Below are 15710 nucleotides of genomic sequence, written 5' to 3'. Positions count from 1 at the left end.
CGCGATGAAAGCCTTGGATGAACACCTCGATCCGGAATCGCCAATTCCGGACGACGTGCAAATGGTGCAGCAGCGCGAACCTGGAACAGGCAGACGGATGCTGCGTATCGCCGGGGTGATTGCGATCGGGCTAACCGTTGGCTTTTTCTTGGTACATCGCCAGAAGATGGAGGCCGAGGCGCGCCTCGCCGATGCAACATCGAAAAGCGCTTCCGAGGCGCCGGCGGTCGATGTGGTCACGATCGCACCCGCCGTCGGCGCGCAGTCGCTCACGCTTCCCGGTGAGACCGCTGCGTGGGATGCCACCACGATCTATGCGCGCGTGAATGGCTATGTCGCCAAATGGTTTGTCGATATTGGCGACACTGCAAAAGCAGGCCAGACGCTCGCGACGATCGACACGCCGGAACTGGACGCCGAACTGGCGGCGGCAAAGGCGAAACTAAATGCCAGCGTCGCCCAGGTGGTTGTCAAACAGGCCCAGGCGGATTTCGCCACGACGACGGATGAGCGCTGGCGAGATTCCCCGAAGGGGGTCGTGTCGGATCAGGAGCGGGAATCCAAGAAGGCGGGCAGCGCCGAGGCAAACGCCGAACTCAATGCGGCGCGCGCGCAAGTGGCGCTACAACAGGCCGACGTTGATCGTCTCACCGCGCTCACCCAATTCAAGAAAGTCAAGGCGCCGTTCGACGGCACGATCGTCGAGCGTAAAATCGACATCGGCAATCTGGTCACGGCCGGCAGCACCGCGAGCACCTCACCGCTGTATCGGATTTCAAAAGACGATCCGATGCGCATTTTCGTGCATGCGCCGCAGAGCGCCGCTGCGCTACTCATGGAGCCTGACGTGAACGCCGTGATCACCTGCAAGGATCTTCCCGGCAAGCATTTCGAAGGCAAGGTCGCCCGCACCGCGAAGGCGGTCAACCCGCAGTCCCGCACCCTGCGCGTCGAGGTCGACATTCCGAATCCGGACCACGTACTGGTTCCCGGCATGTATGTGCAGGTCGCCTTCAGCATCAAGGGCGATGAGCAGATCGAGGTTCCGGCGGCGGCACTGTTGTTTCGGTCGGGCGGCCCACAAGTCGCGGTGATTGGTGACGACGGCGCGGTTGCGTTCAGAGACGTCACGATCGCTAGCGACAATGGCAACGAGGTCGCCATTGACTCCGGCCTTGCGATTGGCGACAAAGTCGCTCTTAATCTTAGCAGCCAGATCGCAGCCGGCGAAAAGGTTAAAACCAGCGCAAGCGATATAAAAAGCGCATCGGTCCAGTAGAGAAAATACCGATGCGGCGCCTTAAGCCGCGTAGCCTTCTTGCACGATCAGCTATCGTTGGACTTGTGGCGTGAAAAAGCGAATCATCATTAGTTTGCTCGGGGTCGCCGTCGTCGTCACCGGGTGCGCCGTCGGTCCCAATTATGTGCCGCCGGAGGCGGCGATGCCGGCGAGCTTTCTGACGCAGCGGGGCAGGGACGCTTCGTTGTCGGCCAATTCCGCAAGCGCGGACCTCACGCAATGGTGGCGCATGCTGCACGACCGGGAGCTCGATTCCCTGGTCGCCCGCGCTCTGGAATCCAATCTCGACCTTGAGATAGCGCTGACCCGCGTACAGGCGGCGCGTGCGCTGATCGTGGTCCAAGCCAACCAGGGGCTTCCTGAGGTCGACGCGGGCTACGGCGCCGCCGCCGGCACCGGGACCGACAATACCAAGGCCGTGGCGCCGGCGGCGCTCCGGGCCGGGGACAACTCGAAGAACCTCCAGAGCATCAATCAAGTCGGCGGCCTCGACGCAGGCTGGGAGCTCGATCTTTTCGGCAAGATCCAGCGCGCGGTCGAAGCACGCAGCGCCGACGCCGAAGCGCTCAAGGACGCGCGCGACTGGATGTTTGCGATTGTCGCCGCCGATGTCGCCCGCGCTTACCTCGATATGCGAGCGCATCAGCGCGAATTGGTTGTCCTGAGCAAAAACATTGCCGCAGCCCGCAGCAACCTGGATCTGGCGCAGACCCGTTTGAACCGGGGCCTCACCAACGAACTGGATGTCAGTCTGGCGCAGCGGCAACTGGCGACCCTGGAAGCCGATACCGCGCCGCTGGCCGCCCAGGTCGACGTCAGCCGTCACGCGATCGCGGTCCTGATGGGATATTTTCCCGAGCAGTTGGCCCCGGAGCTCGCCAGATCGGGCCCGCTTCCTGCGCTGCCACCGAGGATTCCGCTCGGGCTGCCGGTCGATTTGCTGCGGCGACGTCCTGACATTCGCGAGGCGGAGCGGCGGCTGGCCGCGGCAAATGCCTTGGTCGGCGTCGCCATCGCACAACTGTTTCCAACCGTGATTCTGATCGGGGGCGGCGGCGGGCAGGGCGGTGTGGCTTCGTCCCCCGCCGCCGTGCCGATGACCTGGATCGGCGCGATCGGTCCATCGGTCACCATGCCGGTGCTGGATTTTGGCGGACTCGACGCGCAGATCCAAATCGCCGACCTGCAAACGCGCGGGCTGTTGGCCGCTTATAAAGAGACGATATTGACCGCGGTGCAGCAGGTTGACGATGCGGTTGCGTCCTACCATGCGGAACTGACACGTCTCGGCAGCCTCGATCGCGCCCTCGAGGCGGCGGTTCAGGCGGCGAAAATCGCTAGCGAACGCTACGATCGCGGCTTGACCGATTTTCTGAATGTGCTCGATGCCGAGCGCGCGCTCTACGACATCGAACAAAGGCACGTCATCGCGCGTCAGGCCGCGGCAGCCTATTTCGTCGCGCTCTGCAAGGCGCTCGGCGGCGGCTGGCCACCGGACGCGGTCATTCCGCAGCTCTCGCGGCCGCAGCCCGCGCTGATCGCCGCTTCCAGGTACCTGCAGCCGGCCCCCCTGCAAAATCGGTGAGTCTGACGACCCATTTGTCGATAAAATCGACCATGCGTCGTTTCACGGCACGCTTTTTATGTTGCGCACAAAGATACCGCCCAGCACCAGGATCGTTCCGGCAACGGCAAACAGAACCGGATAGCCACCGAGTTTTGTCACCAACGGGGCGGCGAACACCGGCGCCAGCGCATAAGGGCCCGCGATCGCGAAATTGATGACGCCGAGATCCTTGCCGCGGTTGCCGGCCGCCGGCAGCACCTGGGTGATCATGGCCTGGTCGACCGCGATGTAGGCGCCATAGCCGAGGGCCACGATGGCGGTGGCGCACTCGACCGCAATCCAGGTTTGCCAGAACGCCAGCATCAGCATGCCGGCGCCCTGAATCATGCTCGACACGATCACGAAAATCTTGCGCCGTCCGCTGCGGTCGGAGAGCAAACCGACGGTGGTTGCGGTGAGCAGCGCGCAGAGCGTGTAGATCAATGTCAGGATAAATACGCCCTCCTCGGATCGCCCACCGGGAAACACCTGCTCGTAATGAATCCGGTCGCGCAGGAAGAACAGGAGATAGAGCGTGAACATCGCGGAGCCGAGTTGCATCAGGAAGCGGGTGATCCAGGCCCAGGCGAAGTCGGGATGCAGCCGCGGGCTGATCCAGAACCCGGCAAGGAAGTCACGCCAGCGGAACGGCGTCAGCACGGCGCGCGGCAACGCCGCGTCTCGCGTCGTCAACACGAACGGCAACGTGAGCAGAACCGCAATTGCGGCGAGTGCAGCGTAGCCGGTCGACAGCTCAGTGAAAACAAAGACAATCACCACGACGCCGATGACGCTGCCGGTAGCGGGCATCAACCCCATAAAGGCACTGGTCACCGCGCGCTGCTGCACCGGCACGTGATCCGGCACCTCCGCGGTCAGCGCCGCCAGCATGCCGTTCAAGGCCGCCATCGCCACGCACCAGAGCACCAACACGCCGGCGAGGCTCGCTTGACCGCCGAGCAGGGTCAACGCCAGGGCGCCGATCACAACACCGCCCAGGGTCCAGATGTGCCGCCGGCCAAATCGCGACGTGGTCCGATCGGACAATGCGCCGACCAATGGATTAGCCAGCAAGGCGGCGAGCGCACCGAGGCCGGAAGCCAGCGCCAGCACGGCTTCCTTGCCGTTCGGCGAGACCAGTTCGATTTGCCGCGGCAGCAGCAGGCTGGCAGCCCCGAACATCCCGGTAAACAAACCGAGATTGGCCAGCGTGAATAGCGCGATGAAGCGCTTGCCAACCGGCGTCACCGGCTCGGCGAGCGCCGCCGGCGTCTCCGCGGCCGATGCCGCTGCGTTGAATGCAACCACATCCGCCGCCGGCGTCATAGGTGCCTCCCTTCGGCGAACACCGGGGGTCGACGATGAGCCCATGGCTGCGCCGCCTCGAGTTCGTAAGCGAGTTCGAACAGCAGGCGCTCCTTGCCCCTGCGGGCGGCAAATTGCAGGCCCACCGGCAAGCCGCCGGACGTCCAGTGCAGGGGAACGCTCATGGCCGGTGCGCCGACGATATTGTGAACCAGCGTGTAGTCCGCGAACGCGAACACACGCTTCGTCAGGGTTTCGCGTTCCACGTCGCCGGTGATATGGCCGATCGGCACGGGCGGCTGCAACAACACCGGCGACAGGATCACGTCGTAACGCTCGAACCAGCCGTCATAGGAGGTCTCATATCCTTTCAGCCGCGCCAGCGCCTTGTTAAGCTCGTCCGCGGGCAACCGGGCGGCTTCCTCGGCCAGCGCCAAAGTGAGGGGCTCGAGCATCGGCTGATCGGGCTTGCGCCCCAGCCCACGCGGAAACAGTCCGATCGACTTCAGCGCCAGTGCGGCAAGCGCAACGATCTTCGGATTGATGGCAAGCCGCGCCAATCCGGTGACCTCGAGCGCCGCGGCACTGTACAGCTTGACGAAATCGGAGGTGAGTGCGGCGCCGTCGAACGGCCAGTTGGTCTCCTCGACCTGGTGTCCGAGTTGTTGCAGCAGTTCGGCCGCGCTGTCCGCGCCGGCCTGCACCTCGGCATCCGGCCGCTGGCCACAGATGCTGTTGCAGACATAGCCGACGCGCAGGCGACGTTGCGCCGGACCGGTCACCGCGCCGATCGGCGGCAACGCGGCATCCACGCCGCTGCACTCCATCGCCGCGAACAACGCGGCCGAATCGCGCACGCTGCGCGACACGCAGTGCTCCGCGGTGAGCTCGATACCGCTGGCCGCGTGCTGATCGCCGATCAGCCGGCGGCGCGACGGCTTCATGCCGAACAGGCCGCAGGCCGAGGCCGGGATACGGATCGATCCGCCGCCATCGGCGGCGTCCGCCATCGGCAGCACGCCGCCTGCCACCGCGGCGGCAGAACCGCCCGATGATCCTCCCGGCGTACGGCTCAGATCCCACGGATTGCGCGTCGGCCCGAACGTCAACGGTTCGGTCGTCGGCAGCCAGCCGAATTCGCCCAACGCCGATTTGCCGATCAGCACCAGGCCTGCGGCCTCGTAGGCCATCACTTGCGCGCAACTCTTGGTCGGGATCGGCGCCACCTCCGTGAAGCGCGCGCCCCAGCGGGTAGGCACGCCGGCGATGTCGTACATGTCCTTGAGGAGGTAGGGCACGCCGGCGAAGGGGCCGCTCAATCCACCGGCCTTAGCTCGTGCCCGCGCCTGTTCGAACATCGGCGTCACCAGAAAGTTGAGCTTCGGTTGCATGGCGTCCGCGCGCGCGATGGCATCATCGACCGCCTCCAGCGCGGTGATGTCCTTGCGCCGGATCATCGCGGCAATTTCCGTCGCGTCCGGTGTCACCGGATGGAGGTCGCCGTCGTTGCCGCCTCCCGCTGGCGCCGACGCCCCTGACACATGATCGCGAATTTGCATGGCTTGTTTCTCTCTCTGGGCATCAAAGACCGCCGGGCCAGCGCTTGCATAAATCAAGTTAGTAGTTATAACTATCTTTTGTCAAGGCGATACATCGGCTCCCGACGCGACAACAGGATTTTGTGCGTTCTGTTTTTTTTGGTAGTACGCGCGGATGCCGCGAGCGGCGACGTATCGCCGGGATAATCCCGCGCAAAAGCGCGCGCTCTTGAGAGTTCGATAGATGGCCATTGCGAAAACACGTCCCGTCAAGAAGGCAAAATCCCGGCTTGGGCAGATCGCGCCGCAGCAGGAGCGCGCGGTGCAGACCCGTGACCATCTGCTCGACGTTGCCGGTGAGTTGCTTGGCGAGGTCGGCATCGAGAACATTTCAACCAACATGATCTGCGCCCGCGCAGGCATGACGCCGCCGGCGCTTTATCGCTACTTCAAGGACAAGCACGCGGTGCTCGAGACTTTGGGGCAGCGTCTGATGGATCGCCAGAACGAGGCGCTGCTAAGCTGGCTGGAACGCCATACGCCGGACGGCATCGATGCGCTCACGACCCATCTCGAGGATTTGATGCGCGAGACGGCGCGCATCACCAGGGCGGAACCGGGCGGCGTCTGGATCGAACGGGCCCTGCGCGCCTCGCCAAAACTCGCTCATGTGCGGGTGGCCTCGCATCAGTTCGTGACCGACCGGATTACCGATGCCTTTGCGCCACTGCTTCCCGGTGTGCCCCGGAAGGCGCTCTGGCGCCGCGTGCGGCTCACCGTCGAATTTGGCTACGCCGTCGACGAGATGCTGGACGAAGAGGATCGCATTTCGCGCAATGACATTTTTCGCGACGCGTCGCGGATTTTGAACTTGGCTGTACTCGACCTGCAGCGCAGCGAGGTTTGATCCAGTCTGACGTCCGCGCGATCTTCAAGATGGTGGAAGCACTGGCCAGCTATCCGCGATCTGGCCAGCGGAATAGACGGCGATCGGACCGAACAGTTGCAGCACGAATTCGCTCTGGGTCGGGCGCAGGAACGCATAGTCGTCGGGCTTGACGTCCGAATCGTCCGGCAGCGCGGCGAATTGCTGATTGGTGGAATGCCAGAATTGCTTGCTTGGCTTGAGGCCTGGCGGGTGCACCGGCTTCGCCATCCATCGTCCTCCGTAAAGGAAGCAGCCGCGCCTGGGAAACTTCCCGAGCTTCTGCAAGATCCACGAGCGGTCGTCGAGCCCGGGCACCTGCGCGTCCACGACCTTCAGAATCGGCGTTGCGATATGCACCGCGGGCTTGAGCCCGGACAAACTCGGTACGTCGAAATCGGTCGGCAGCACGAATGCCGATCCCATCGACACCTCGTTGGCGCCGGCGTCGTTGTCATAGAGCAGGGCGGTCGAACTGCCGCCGATATTGAGGATGGTACGCTGCTGCGGCCCAAGGCAGGCGACGAACTGTTGGATCAGGCTCCTGGCTTTTGCCAGCGCCGCAGTCGGGCCGCCGAATAGACCGGGCACATGGCCGATATGGGCTTCATAGGCCATGATCCCCTGACAATGCAGCCTGGGGTATTTTTCCAGCGCCTTGAGTGCGAGCAGAAGCGTATCGTGATTGCGGTAGCCGCCGCGGTGCAGGCCGACATCCACCTCGAAACAAAAGTGCAGATCGATTCCCAGCTCGTCGGCCAGCGCGCCATAGGCCGCCAGCCGCTCGTCGGTATCGATCAGCCAGACGATGCGCGATTCCACGCCGCCCGGATCGGCGAGCATGCCCTTGGTCAGCGCCTGCCGCGCGGCGCCCACCGGCATCGGCTTGCCGAACAGCAGGCTGGCTGCGGGAAACGCCTGCGCAACGGCAGCAGCGACCGGTAAATGGAAAGTCATGATCAGGTCGGTCTTCATTGCCGTTCGGATGTGGTCCAGCAGCGGCAGGCATGGCAACGACTTGTCGACGATGCGGACTTGCAGCCCCGGGGCCAGCCGGGACTTGATGCTCGCGATATTGGCGTTCAGCCGGTCGAGATCGAGCACCAGAGAAGGCTGGTGAATCTCCGCAGCGCGCAGGGCTTCCGACAGTTGCGCAAAATAACGATCACCCGTCACAGATCGACGCCGAGAAGCTGCGCCATATAGGCCGACACGAAGCGGTTGTCGGGGTCCATCTCGCGGCGCACCTCCATCGCGTCATTCCAGCGCGGATAGAGGGCGCTGAGTTCCTTGGCGGCCAAATTATGCATCTTGCCCCAATGCGGCCGCCCGCCATATTTGCGGAAGATCGGCTCCGCCGCGGCGAAGAAGGGCAACGGATCTTCCGGCGTCCCGTGATGGATCGCGATCGAGCAACTGGGCCGCTTGTAAAACGGGCTCAGCCAGTTGTCGTCGGGCGCGACCACCCGCACTTCGATCGGGAAATACACCTCGGGAAACCGGCCTTCCAGCAAGGCGATGATGTCGCGCAGCGCTTTCGCGCCTTCCTCGATCGGGAGATGGTATTCCATCTCGTTGAACTTCACATTGCGTTCGGACGGAAAGACGTTCAGCCACGCCTCGACATAATCCTCCGGCGGCAGTTTTCCGATCGCCGAGCCGATCAGGCGGTGGCGCAACCATGGCACCCGCTTGAGATAGTTGCGCAGGGTGCGCAAGGTTTTGACGGCCTCATCGTCCGTATTCGGCGGACGGCGAGTCACCGGCGCTTCGGTGACTTCGCTGGTCAGCATGATGGCCTGACCCGAGAACGGGATGTAAAAGAACTCGACCGATCTCTGCGCGGTCATGACGCTCTCGAAGCGCTCCAGCACGCCGACGACGGGTTCTGTCCAGCGCCGCCGACGCAAGCGATAGTCCGCGACATTTCGGATGGTCACTTGCGTGACCGCACCGAACGCGCCGAGCGAGACGCTGATGGCGGACATCGCATCCGGATGGGCGGCGCGGTTGAACTCGCGCACGGCGCCGCGGCCGTCGGTGATCTGAATGGCTTCGAGCAGCGTCGGATAGGCGCCGAGCGTCGCGCCCGAGCCGTGGGTCGAGGTGGCGAGCGCACCGCCGAACGCCTGGGTGTCGATGTCGCCCATGTTCGGCAGCGCCTGGCCGATCCCATGCAGCAGCTTGGTCATCGGTCCGATTTTAATACCCGCGCCGACGGTGGCCTGCAGCTTTTGCGGGTCATGCGCGATCAGCCCCTGGAAATTGTCGAGCGATAGGATGGTGCCCTCGCTCTGCACCAACCGGGTGAAGGAATGCCCGGTGCCTGCGATGCGAATCGGACCCGGCGCGGTCTTGATCAGGTCCGTCAGTTCCTCCTGATCTTGCGGCCTGGCCAGACTTCGCGGCTGGGCTGTGACGAAGCCTGACCAGTTCGACCATTGGTTCTTCATAGCCTGGGGCATTTCCACGCGTTCCCGCCGACGGTGGCTGCTGCATGCGGGCGCGCTCCCCGGGCATCGAACGGAGGACAGGTCTCATGCCGCGAGCAAGAAGGTATGTCAATATAGTAGCGATGATTACCGTTTTAAAAATCGAGAGTCAAGCGATCGTGTAGCTACCCGGGAGAGAACGCGTTTTCGAGCGGACGGGTCGCGCGAAACGCGGGCCCGATGACAGGGTCCTTGGGCGCCGGTTCGTGTGAAGAAACGCGCCAAAACAAGAGATTTGAGCCCGTTGCGCTTCGCTCGGAACGGGGCTCCAGTTCCAGACGAGCTCGCGGCAGGCTGACGCGGCTAAACATTTTGCATCAGGGGAATATCCAGGCCCCGATCTCAGTCTTCCTTTTAGAGACAGAACGCCTCCGCCGGTGGAGGCCAACAAAGGAAGCGAACAATGAAGATCACATCCGTTCTGGCGACGCTATTGCTGGTATCGGCCTTCGCGACCCAGGCGACGGCGCATACGCGACACTACAGAACCAGCCATCACGCGCATTACAGAACCTACAGCATGTACCGGGGCATTCCGATGGCGAGGTCACATTTCTATAATTCATACGCCAGCGGCCCGAACGATCCGGGAAGCGTGTCCGCGGGCGGCGCGATGTGGAACGGACGCAGCGCGTCGGAGTTTGGCGGCGGCGCCCCGTAGGCGAGAAGCCACGTAGCGGTCGTCGGCCGCGAACAATTCGATGGAAGGTGAACCGGAGTTCACCTTCCACAGAAACGATCGGCACTTGAAGAGCCGTGCAAGGTCGTTCACAGGCCTTGCCTGCGCGGGCTAGCCCGCAGGTACTCAGAACCGGAAGCGAAGGCCAACCGTCGGAGCGAAGTTGTTCGTGAAGAGGTAGCCGTTCGCCAGTCCGTTGTGGACCTGAGAGTACATGAAGCCGGCGTAGGCATCGAATTTCTTCGCGAACTGCCAATCCACGTTCAACGAAACCGCGTCCAGCGTGCCCGAGCACGTCGACGCCGAGTTGTTGTTACAGAACGTCTTGCCGAAGCTGTTCTGATCGTAGTGGTAGTAGGCGATGCCGGCATCGAGGGTATCGGTGAAGGCGTATCGCGCGCCGGTCCACATGATCTGCAGATGCTCGTTATTAACGAAGCCGCTCTGCGAGATATTGCCGAGAAGAACAGGTATTCCGGCGATGTCGGTAAAGCCCGTCGTCAAAGGCGAATTTGGATTGGCGAACGAGATGTATTCGTAGCCGCCGTACACTTTGAGCTTCTGATAGGTGTACTTGGCCAGGATCATGCCGCTGGTGTCGTCGGAAACGGTGGCTCCCAGGGTGTTTGGAGCTGCCAGGAACGCCGCCGAACCCGCGGCCAGCGCCGTCGATTTCACCGCGCCCTTGTCGTAGGTAAAGATCGCGTCGAGGGCGAGCGAGCCGGCAGCGCCGAAATTAAAGTCCTTGCCGATCCCAGCGCCGTATTCGCCCTGGGTCGCGTTGTTCTGATCGTAGCCGCCGAGCTGAGCCATGCCGCTGACCCGAAACAGATTATCTCCGACATTGAGGCGATATTTCACCGCCGTCGAGACCCTGGCATCTTCGGTATCGCCGCCGCCGACCGCCGTTCCCTGCCAGCCGATCACGGAGAAGGCATACGAACCGCCCATTGGATCGTAAGCGTTTACACCGTCCAGTTCGAGCGAGTTTTGCCGACCGATGGTCAGGGTGCCGTAGGTCGGCGAGCTGAGGCCCGCGTAACCTACCGCATTGTAAAATTGACCTGCGCGGCTCGAGTCCGCGTTCGACGATTGGGCGGAGAGCGGCACACCGTTGTTGTCAAGAAGGGACTTCGGGCCGTTAGCCGCGGTCATGGAATAGGGGTCAAACCCGAAATTTAGATCGAAGATGAAATTCAAGCCAGGCGCGATGGCTTCATTTCCCTTGATGCCGATGTTCGATTGGCTGAGGCCACCAGGCGTCAGAAGCCAGAGAGCCTTGTTGCTGTTCTTCTGCACCAGCTCTTCGACGCCGGTGATGATGTTTTGATTGAACGGCGTGCCATGGGTCTCGTATCCGCCGCCCATGTCGATCGTGCCGTACACGGTGATACCGTAATAGGCCAGCGCGCAATTGGTGGTGATGAAATCCGGCACGTTGGTGCATGACGCAGGCGCGGCCAAAGCGTCCGGTGCCGGTGGCGCCTTGGTGTAGGCAGGCAGATCCGCTGCTTGCGCCGCGCCACACAGCGCTATCGCGCCCGTGGACGCCAAAAGCAGTTTTCCGAAGTTCTTCACAGATTGTCCTCTCGTTTCTTTGTGGCGCCCATTGACCCCACACTTGCCGACACTCGCCCGGACCACCCAGTCCGATAGTGCTTGACGGTTAAGACCCCCAAACAACTGGTCGGTGCTTAGCTCACCTGATCATTTTAAGGTGTGGCCATCAGGTAACTTTCGCGGACATAGCAGCCGCTGCGCCGCCAAACCGGATGAAGATTTCGTGTAGTGCCTCAAGGACTTGGCGTCACATAAGTTTCATATGGTTGGTCGGTTGAACCGTCGCGATGCCGATTGTCTTGCGGGGGAAATGAACGACTGGATCAGCTTGATGGAGTGCTCGTCTTCAGCCAGACTCCACATCGAGATCTTCGTGAAATGCGTCCGCTGAAGGAGCGATACGATGTCCAACGATGGAAGCGTCAAAGGCCGCGTCATGGAGCCGGCGCCCGAAGCGAAGCCGGCCGGGCCCTGTGCGATGGTCATTTTCGGTGCCGGGGGCGACTTGACCAAGCGACTGGTGGTTCCGGCACTTTACAATCTTGCCACCAGCAAGTTGTTGCCGAAGGATTTCGTCTTGATCGGCGTCGATGTCGCTGATCTCACCACCGATCAATGGCGCGAAAACCTCAGCAAGATGATGCAGAGCTTCCTCGCCGGTGGCGGCGAGTTCACGCCGGAATCGATCGACCCCAGCGCCTGGGATGGGCTCATCGGCAACATGAGCTATTTGCGCGGCGACTTCGCCGACGATGGAACCTTCAAGAAGCTGGGTGACGTGCTGCAGAAGACGGAGGACGATCGGCACACCGGCGGCAACGTCTTGTTCTATCTTGCGGTGGCCGATCGCTTCTTCGGGCCGGTGGTGGATAAGATCGCGGCTGCGGGGCTTGCCGATGAGCAGGACGGTAAGCGCTGGCGGCGCGTCATCGTCGAGAAGCCGTTTGGGCATAGCCTGGAGTCGGCGAAGGCGCTGAACCAGCGGCTGCTCAAGGTGCTGCGCGAGGACCAGATCTACCGGATCGACCATTTCCTCGGCAAGGAGACGGTGCAGAGCATCATGGCAATTCGTTTCGCCAACGGTTTTTTTGAGCCGATCTGGAACCGTGACCACGTCGACCAGGTGCAGATCACCGTCGCCGAGACCGTCGGAGTCGAACGCCGCGGCAAGTTCTACGAGCAAACCGGCGCGCTCCGCGACATGGTCCCGAACCATCTGTTCCAGCTCTTGACGATGATCGCCATGGAGCCGCCGACCAGCTTCGATCCCGACGCCGTGCGCGACCGCAAGGCTGATGTGATGAAGGCGATCCCGCCGGCGTCGCTCGATTGTGCCGTGCGCGGCCAATACGGCAGAGGTGAAGTCGAAGGGCATCCGGTCGTGGATTATCGGCACGAGCCGGACGTCTCCCCGACATCGTCGGCCGAGACCTATGTCGCGCTCAAGCTCGAGATCGACAGCTGGCGCTGGGCCGGAGTCCCGTTCTACCTGCGCACCGGCAAGTCGATGAGCAAGCGATGGACCGAGATCGCCATCCAGTTCCGCCGGGCGCCGCTGTCGATCTTCCAGGGCACGGATGTGTCGCACATGGCCCCGAATTGGCTGGTGCTGCAGATCCAGCCGGACGAGGGCATCTCTTTTCAATTTCAGGTCAAGCGCCCGGGCCAGACGGTTGCGCTGGCACCGGTCAAGAGCAGCTTTGCCTACAAGGACTGGTTTCCACCCTCAGCCAATGTTGGCTACGAGACGTTGATCTACGACTGCATGATCGGCGATGCGACGCTGTTCCAGAGGGCCGACATGGTCGAAGCCGGCTGGCGCATCGTGCAGCCGGTTCTCGACGGCTGGGCCGCGGAGAAGCCGGCGGATTTCCCGAACTACGCTGCCGGCAGCAGCGGCCCCAAGGCCGCCGACGATCTGCTCGCTAACGACGGCGAACGCAGTTGGCGCCCGATCGGCAATCCTATTTGAGGAGGCGCGGCGTGCGTGCGACGTGCAGCGGCTCGCCGACTCATTCCGCGAGGATCATGGTTGACGACGCCGAGACGCCGCCCGCTCCGTGACAGGCATCGGCCGTGGTCAGACCCAGCCGCCATCGACGATGTAGCTCTGGTTGGTGCAGGCGCCGCTGTCGTCGGCGCTAAAGAAAAGCACGGTACGGGCGATGTCGTCCGGCACCAGCTTGCGCTTGAGGCATTGGCGCTTCATGAGCTCGGCCTCGCCTTCCGGCGTCAACCACAGATCTTGCTGCCGCTGGGTCATGATCCATCCGGGCAGGATGGAATTGACCCGCACGTTGTTCGGCCCGAGATCGCGGGCGAGCGCACGGGTTAGGCCCTGAACCGCGGACTTGGCGGTGGTGTAGCAGGGCATGTTGCCCTGGCCGAGCACCCAGCTGACCGAGCCCATGTTGACGATCGAGCCGCCACCCGCCTTGCTCATGTCCGGCGCGACCGCTTGGGCGGCAAAGAACTGATGTTTCAGGTTGAGCGCGAACCGCTCGTCCCAGTATTCCGGCGTGACGTCCTCGATGGTGTGACGGTCGTCGCGGCCCGCGTTGTTGACCAGGATGGTGATCGGCCCGAACGCCTCGCGGACTCCCGCGACCGCGCGTTTCAGGGCGCCGATGTCGCGCAGATCGGCGTGCTCGAAGTGCACGCTGGCATCCGCCGGCAGGCTGGCCAATAGCTGCTTTGAGGCCGCCATGTCGATGTCGATGAAGCCTACCCGCGAGCCCTGGCCGATGAACTGGCGGACGATGGCTTCGCCAATGCCGGAACCGCCGCCGGTCACCAGTACGGTCCGGTCCTTGAGGCTTGGATAGATGGCGCCCTGCATTTGCATTCTCTCGATTTGGCGCCTGAACGGCGCCGGTTGCGTCGCTGCGGCTCAAACGAGGGCCGCAGCTCCCGGGTTCACTCGGTCGTTTCCATGTGGTTTTGGTCCACGACCCGCAGCGTCCGCCGCGCCATGCCATCGACAATGGTCGCAGACTCGCTTGGACGTAAATGTATCGCCGTGGACTTGAGCAGCCACGGCAAGACGGCCTGCTCAAGCCGCTCCTCGTAGGCATGGCGCATCATGTCGAATGCCTGCAGGCCGGGCCCCGCCAGGATGACATGATGCGGGCGCAGCACCGATATCGTCGCGGCGACCGCCTCTGCAAGCGCGCGGCCTGCCTGCTGGAATAATTGCTCGAGGCGGGGGTCGCCGCCTCGTGCGCGCTCGCGCAGCAGAGCCATCTGCGCCTCGGACGGCTGCTGCGACTCCGCCGACGGCAGATCGAGAAAGGTGCGGGCATCGCGGTAGAGCGCATAGTCGGCGAGATAGGCCTCGATGCAGCCGCGCTGGCCGCAGCGGCATTGCGGACCATCCGGCGCCACCTTGACATGGCCGATCTCGCTGCCGACTCCCGTGCCCCAGCGCGCTTCGCCGTCGATAACGACGCCCATCCCAACGCCGTGGCCCACCATGATCGTGGCTGTGAGGCCCTGCGCCAGTGCCGGCTCTGCGGCCGCGAGGGCTAGCGCAACGGCAACAGCGTCGTTCGTCATCACGACTTCGACTCCGAATGCCTGACGCACCGGCTTCGCCAGATCGATGTCGGTAACCGACAGCGCCGGACTCCACAGATGCCGGCCGGTGTCGCCGTTCACGATGCCCTGCAGCGCAATCCCGATTCCCAGCAGCCGATGGCGCGGCGTGGCCGTCGCCTCAAGTATTGCATCGATCTCTGCGATCACGAGATTGCACAACGCGCCTGCATCGAGAGCGCGCGTAGCGAGCACACGTCGCGATTGCGCCAGGCCGGTGCCACTGTAATCCGCGATCAGTGTCTCAATCAGGTTCATGCGCAGCGAGACAGCAACGATGCGGCCAAACGCCGGGTTCAGGGTCAGCAGCACCGCTGGCCGGCCACGGCGACGGCCATTCAGCCCGTCCGCATCTTCTTCGTAGGCGTCGTCGGGCCACGACATCGCCGCGCCCGTCTCTGTCTCAGCCTCGCAGAGCAATTCTTCCGCCATCAGTCTCGACGTGATGGCCGAAATGGCCGGGAAGCTCAGCCCCGTGCTGCGTGCCAGCTCCACGCGCGGCAATGGCCCCTGGCGTCGCAAGACGTCGACGAGGCGGCCGCGGTTCGATCCACGGGCCAGGCCTGAAGTACGTCTCGGTGTCTCGGGCTGCTCATCCATGCGGGTTTTTAATTCGCTTAGTGAATTTAATCAACGTGTGAAACTAAAAGGCAACACTAAAGACCAATATAGAGTGTCTCATACGCCATTGTGGGGTCTCATGCACCACTC

Annotated in this window: 12 protein-coding genes; 5 read left to right on the top strand and 7 right to left on the bottom strand. The window is 63.0% G+C overall.

The window, feature by feature from the left end; translation table 11 throughout:
* The first annotated feature begins 4 nt into the window (after positions 1 to 4).
* Positions 5 to 1279: an efflux RND transporter periplasmic adaptor subunit gene (locus tag GSQ88_RS27320; RefSeq protein WP_246785035.1), complete on the top strand. Its 1275-nt coding sequence runs from the start codon at positions 5 to 7 to the stop codon at positions 1277 to 1279.
* Positions 1280 to 1349: 70 nt separating this feature from the next.
* Positions 1350 to 2885 carry an efflux transporter outer membrane subunit gene (locus GSQ88_RS27315; protein ID WP_159010857.1) on the top strand — a complete coding sequence of 512 codons (1536 nt, stop codon included), beginning with the start codon at positions 1350 to 1352 and terminating at the stop codon, positions 2883 to 2885.
* A 42-nt stretch (positions 2886 to 2927) separates the two neighbouring features.
* Here the strand turns inward: GSQ88_RS27315 and GSQ88_RS27310 are convergent, their stop codons facing one another.
* A complete protein-coding gene (locus GSQ88_RS27310) occupies positions 2928 to 4232 on the bottom strand; it encodes an MFS transporter (RefSeq protein ID WP_159010856.1) in 1305 nt (434 codons plus the stop codon).
* On the bottom strand, positions 4229 to 5770 hold the full coding sequence (locus GSQ88_RS27305) for an amidase family protein (protein ID WP_159010855.1): 1542 nt from the start codon (positions 5768 to 5770) through the stop codon (positions 4229 to 4231). The genes GSQ88_RS27310 and GSQ88_RS27305 overlap by 4 nt, the downstream gene beginning before the upstream one ends.
* Positions 5771 to 5993: 223 nt before the next feature.
* On the opposite strand from GSQ88_RS27305, the gene GSQ88_RS27300 reads away from it, so the two are divergent.
* Positions 5994 to 6656 (top strand): TetR/AcrR family transcriptional regulator, encoded by a 663-nt coding sequence (locus tag GSQ88_RS27300; RefSeq protein ID WP_159010854.1) that lies wholly within the window; start codon positions 5994 to 5996, stop codon positions 6654 to 6656.
* 24 nt (positions 6657 to 6680) lie between these two features.
* Here GSQ88_RS27300 and GSQ88_RS27295 read toward each other — a convergent pair whose 3' ends face one another.
* On the bottom strand, positions 6681 to 7850 hold the full coding sequence (locus GSQ88_RS27295; protein WP_159010853.1) for an alanine racemase: 1170 nt from the start codon (positions 7848 to 7850) through the stop codon (positions 6681 to 6683).
* The gene (locus tag GSQ88_RS27290; protein WP_246785033.1) at positions 7847 to 9139 is read right to left on the bottom strand and encodes a D-arabinono-1,4-lactone oxidase; all 1293 of its coding nucleotides are present in this window, start codon (positions 9137 to 9139) and stop codon (positions 7847 to 7849) included. Before GSQ88_RS27290 ends, GSQ88_RS27295 begins: the two co-directional genes overlap by 4 nt.
* Positions 9140 to 9569: 430 nt before the next feature.
* On the opposite strand from GSQ88_RS27290, the gene GSQ88_RS27285 reads away from it, so the two are divergent.
* Positions 9570 to 9827 (top strand): hypothetical protein, encoded by a 258-nt coding sequence (locus GSQ88_RS27285; protein WP_159010852.1) that lies wholly within the window; start codon positions 9570 to 9572, stop codon positions 9825 to 9827.
* 144 nt (positions 9828 to 9971) lie between these two features.
* On the opposite strand, the gene GSQ88_RS27280 is transcribed toward GSQ88_RS27285, so the two are convergent.
* Positions 9972 to 11489: a porin gene (locus GSQ88_RS27280; RefSeq protein WP_210253899.1), complete on the bottom strand. Its 1518-nt coding sequence runs from the start codon at positions 11487 to 11489 to the stop codon at positions 9972 to 9974.
* A gap of 319 nt (positions 11490 to 11808) precedes the next feature.
* On the opposite strand from GSQ88_RS27280, the gene zwf reads away from it, so the two are divergent.
* Positions 11809 to 13377, top strand: a complete 1569-nt coding sequence (zwf, locus tag GSQ88_RS27275; RefSeq protein ID WP_159010850.1) for a glucose-6-phosphate dehydrogenase — start codon at positions 11809 to 11811, stop codon at positions 13375 to 13377.
* Positions 13378 to 13485: 108 nt separating this feature from the next.
* On the opposite strand, the gene GSQ88_RS27270 is transcribed toward zwf, so the two are convergent.
* Positions 13486 to 14244 carry an SDR family NAD(P)-dependent oxidoreductase gene (locus tag GSQ88_RS27270; RefSeq protein ID WP_159010849.1) on the bottom strand — a complete coding sequence of 253 codons (759 nt, stop codon included), beginning with the start codon at positions 14242 to 14244 and terminating at the stop codon, positions 13486 to 13488.
* A 77-nt stretch (positions 14245 to 14321) separates the two neighbouring features.
* Positions 14322 to 15599: an ROK family protein gene (locus GSQ88_RS27265; RefSeq protein WP_159010848.1), complete on the bottom strand. Its 1278-nt coding sequence runs from the start codon at positions 15597 to 15599 to the stop codon at positions 14322 to 14324.
* Positions 15600 to 15710: the final 111 nt, after the last annotated feature.

This window comes from Bradyrhizobium sp. S69 (assembly GCF_009766005.1).
Taxonomy (GTDB): Bacteria; Pseudomonadota; Alphaproteobacteria; order Rhizobiales; family Xanthobacteraceae; genus Bradyrhizobium.
Note: the sequence above shows the minus strand (reverse complement) of the source record. Positions and strands in the feature narration are given on the sequence as shown.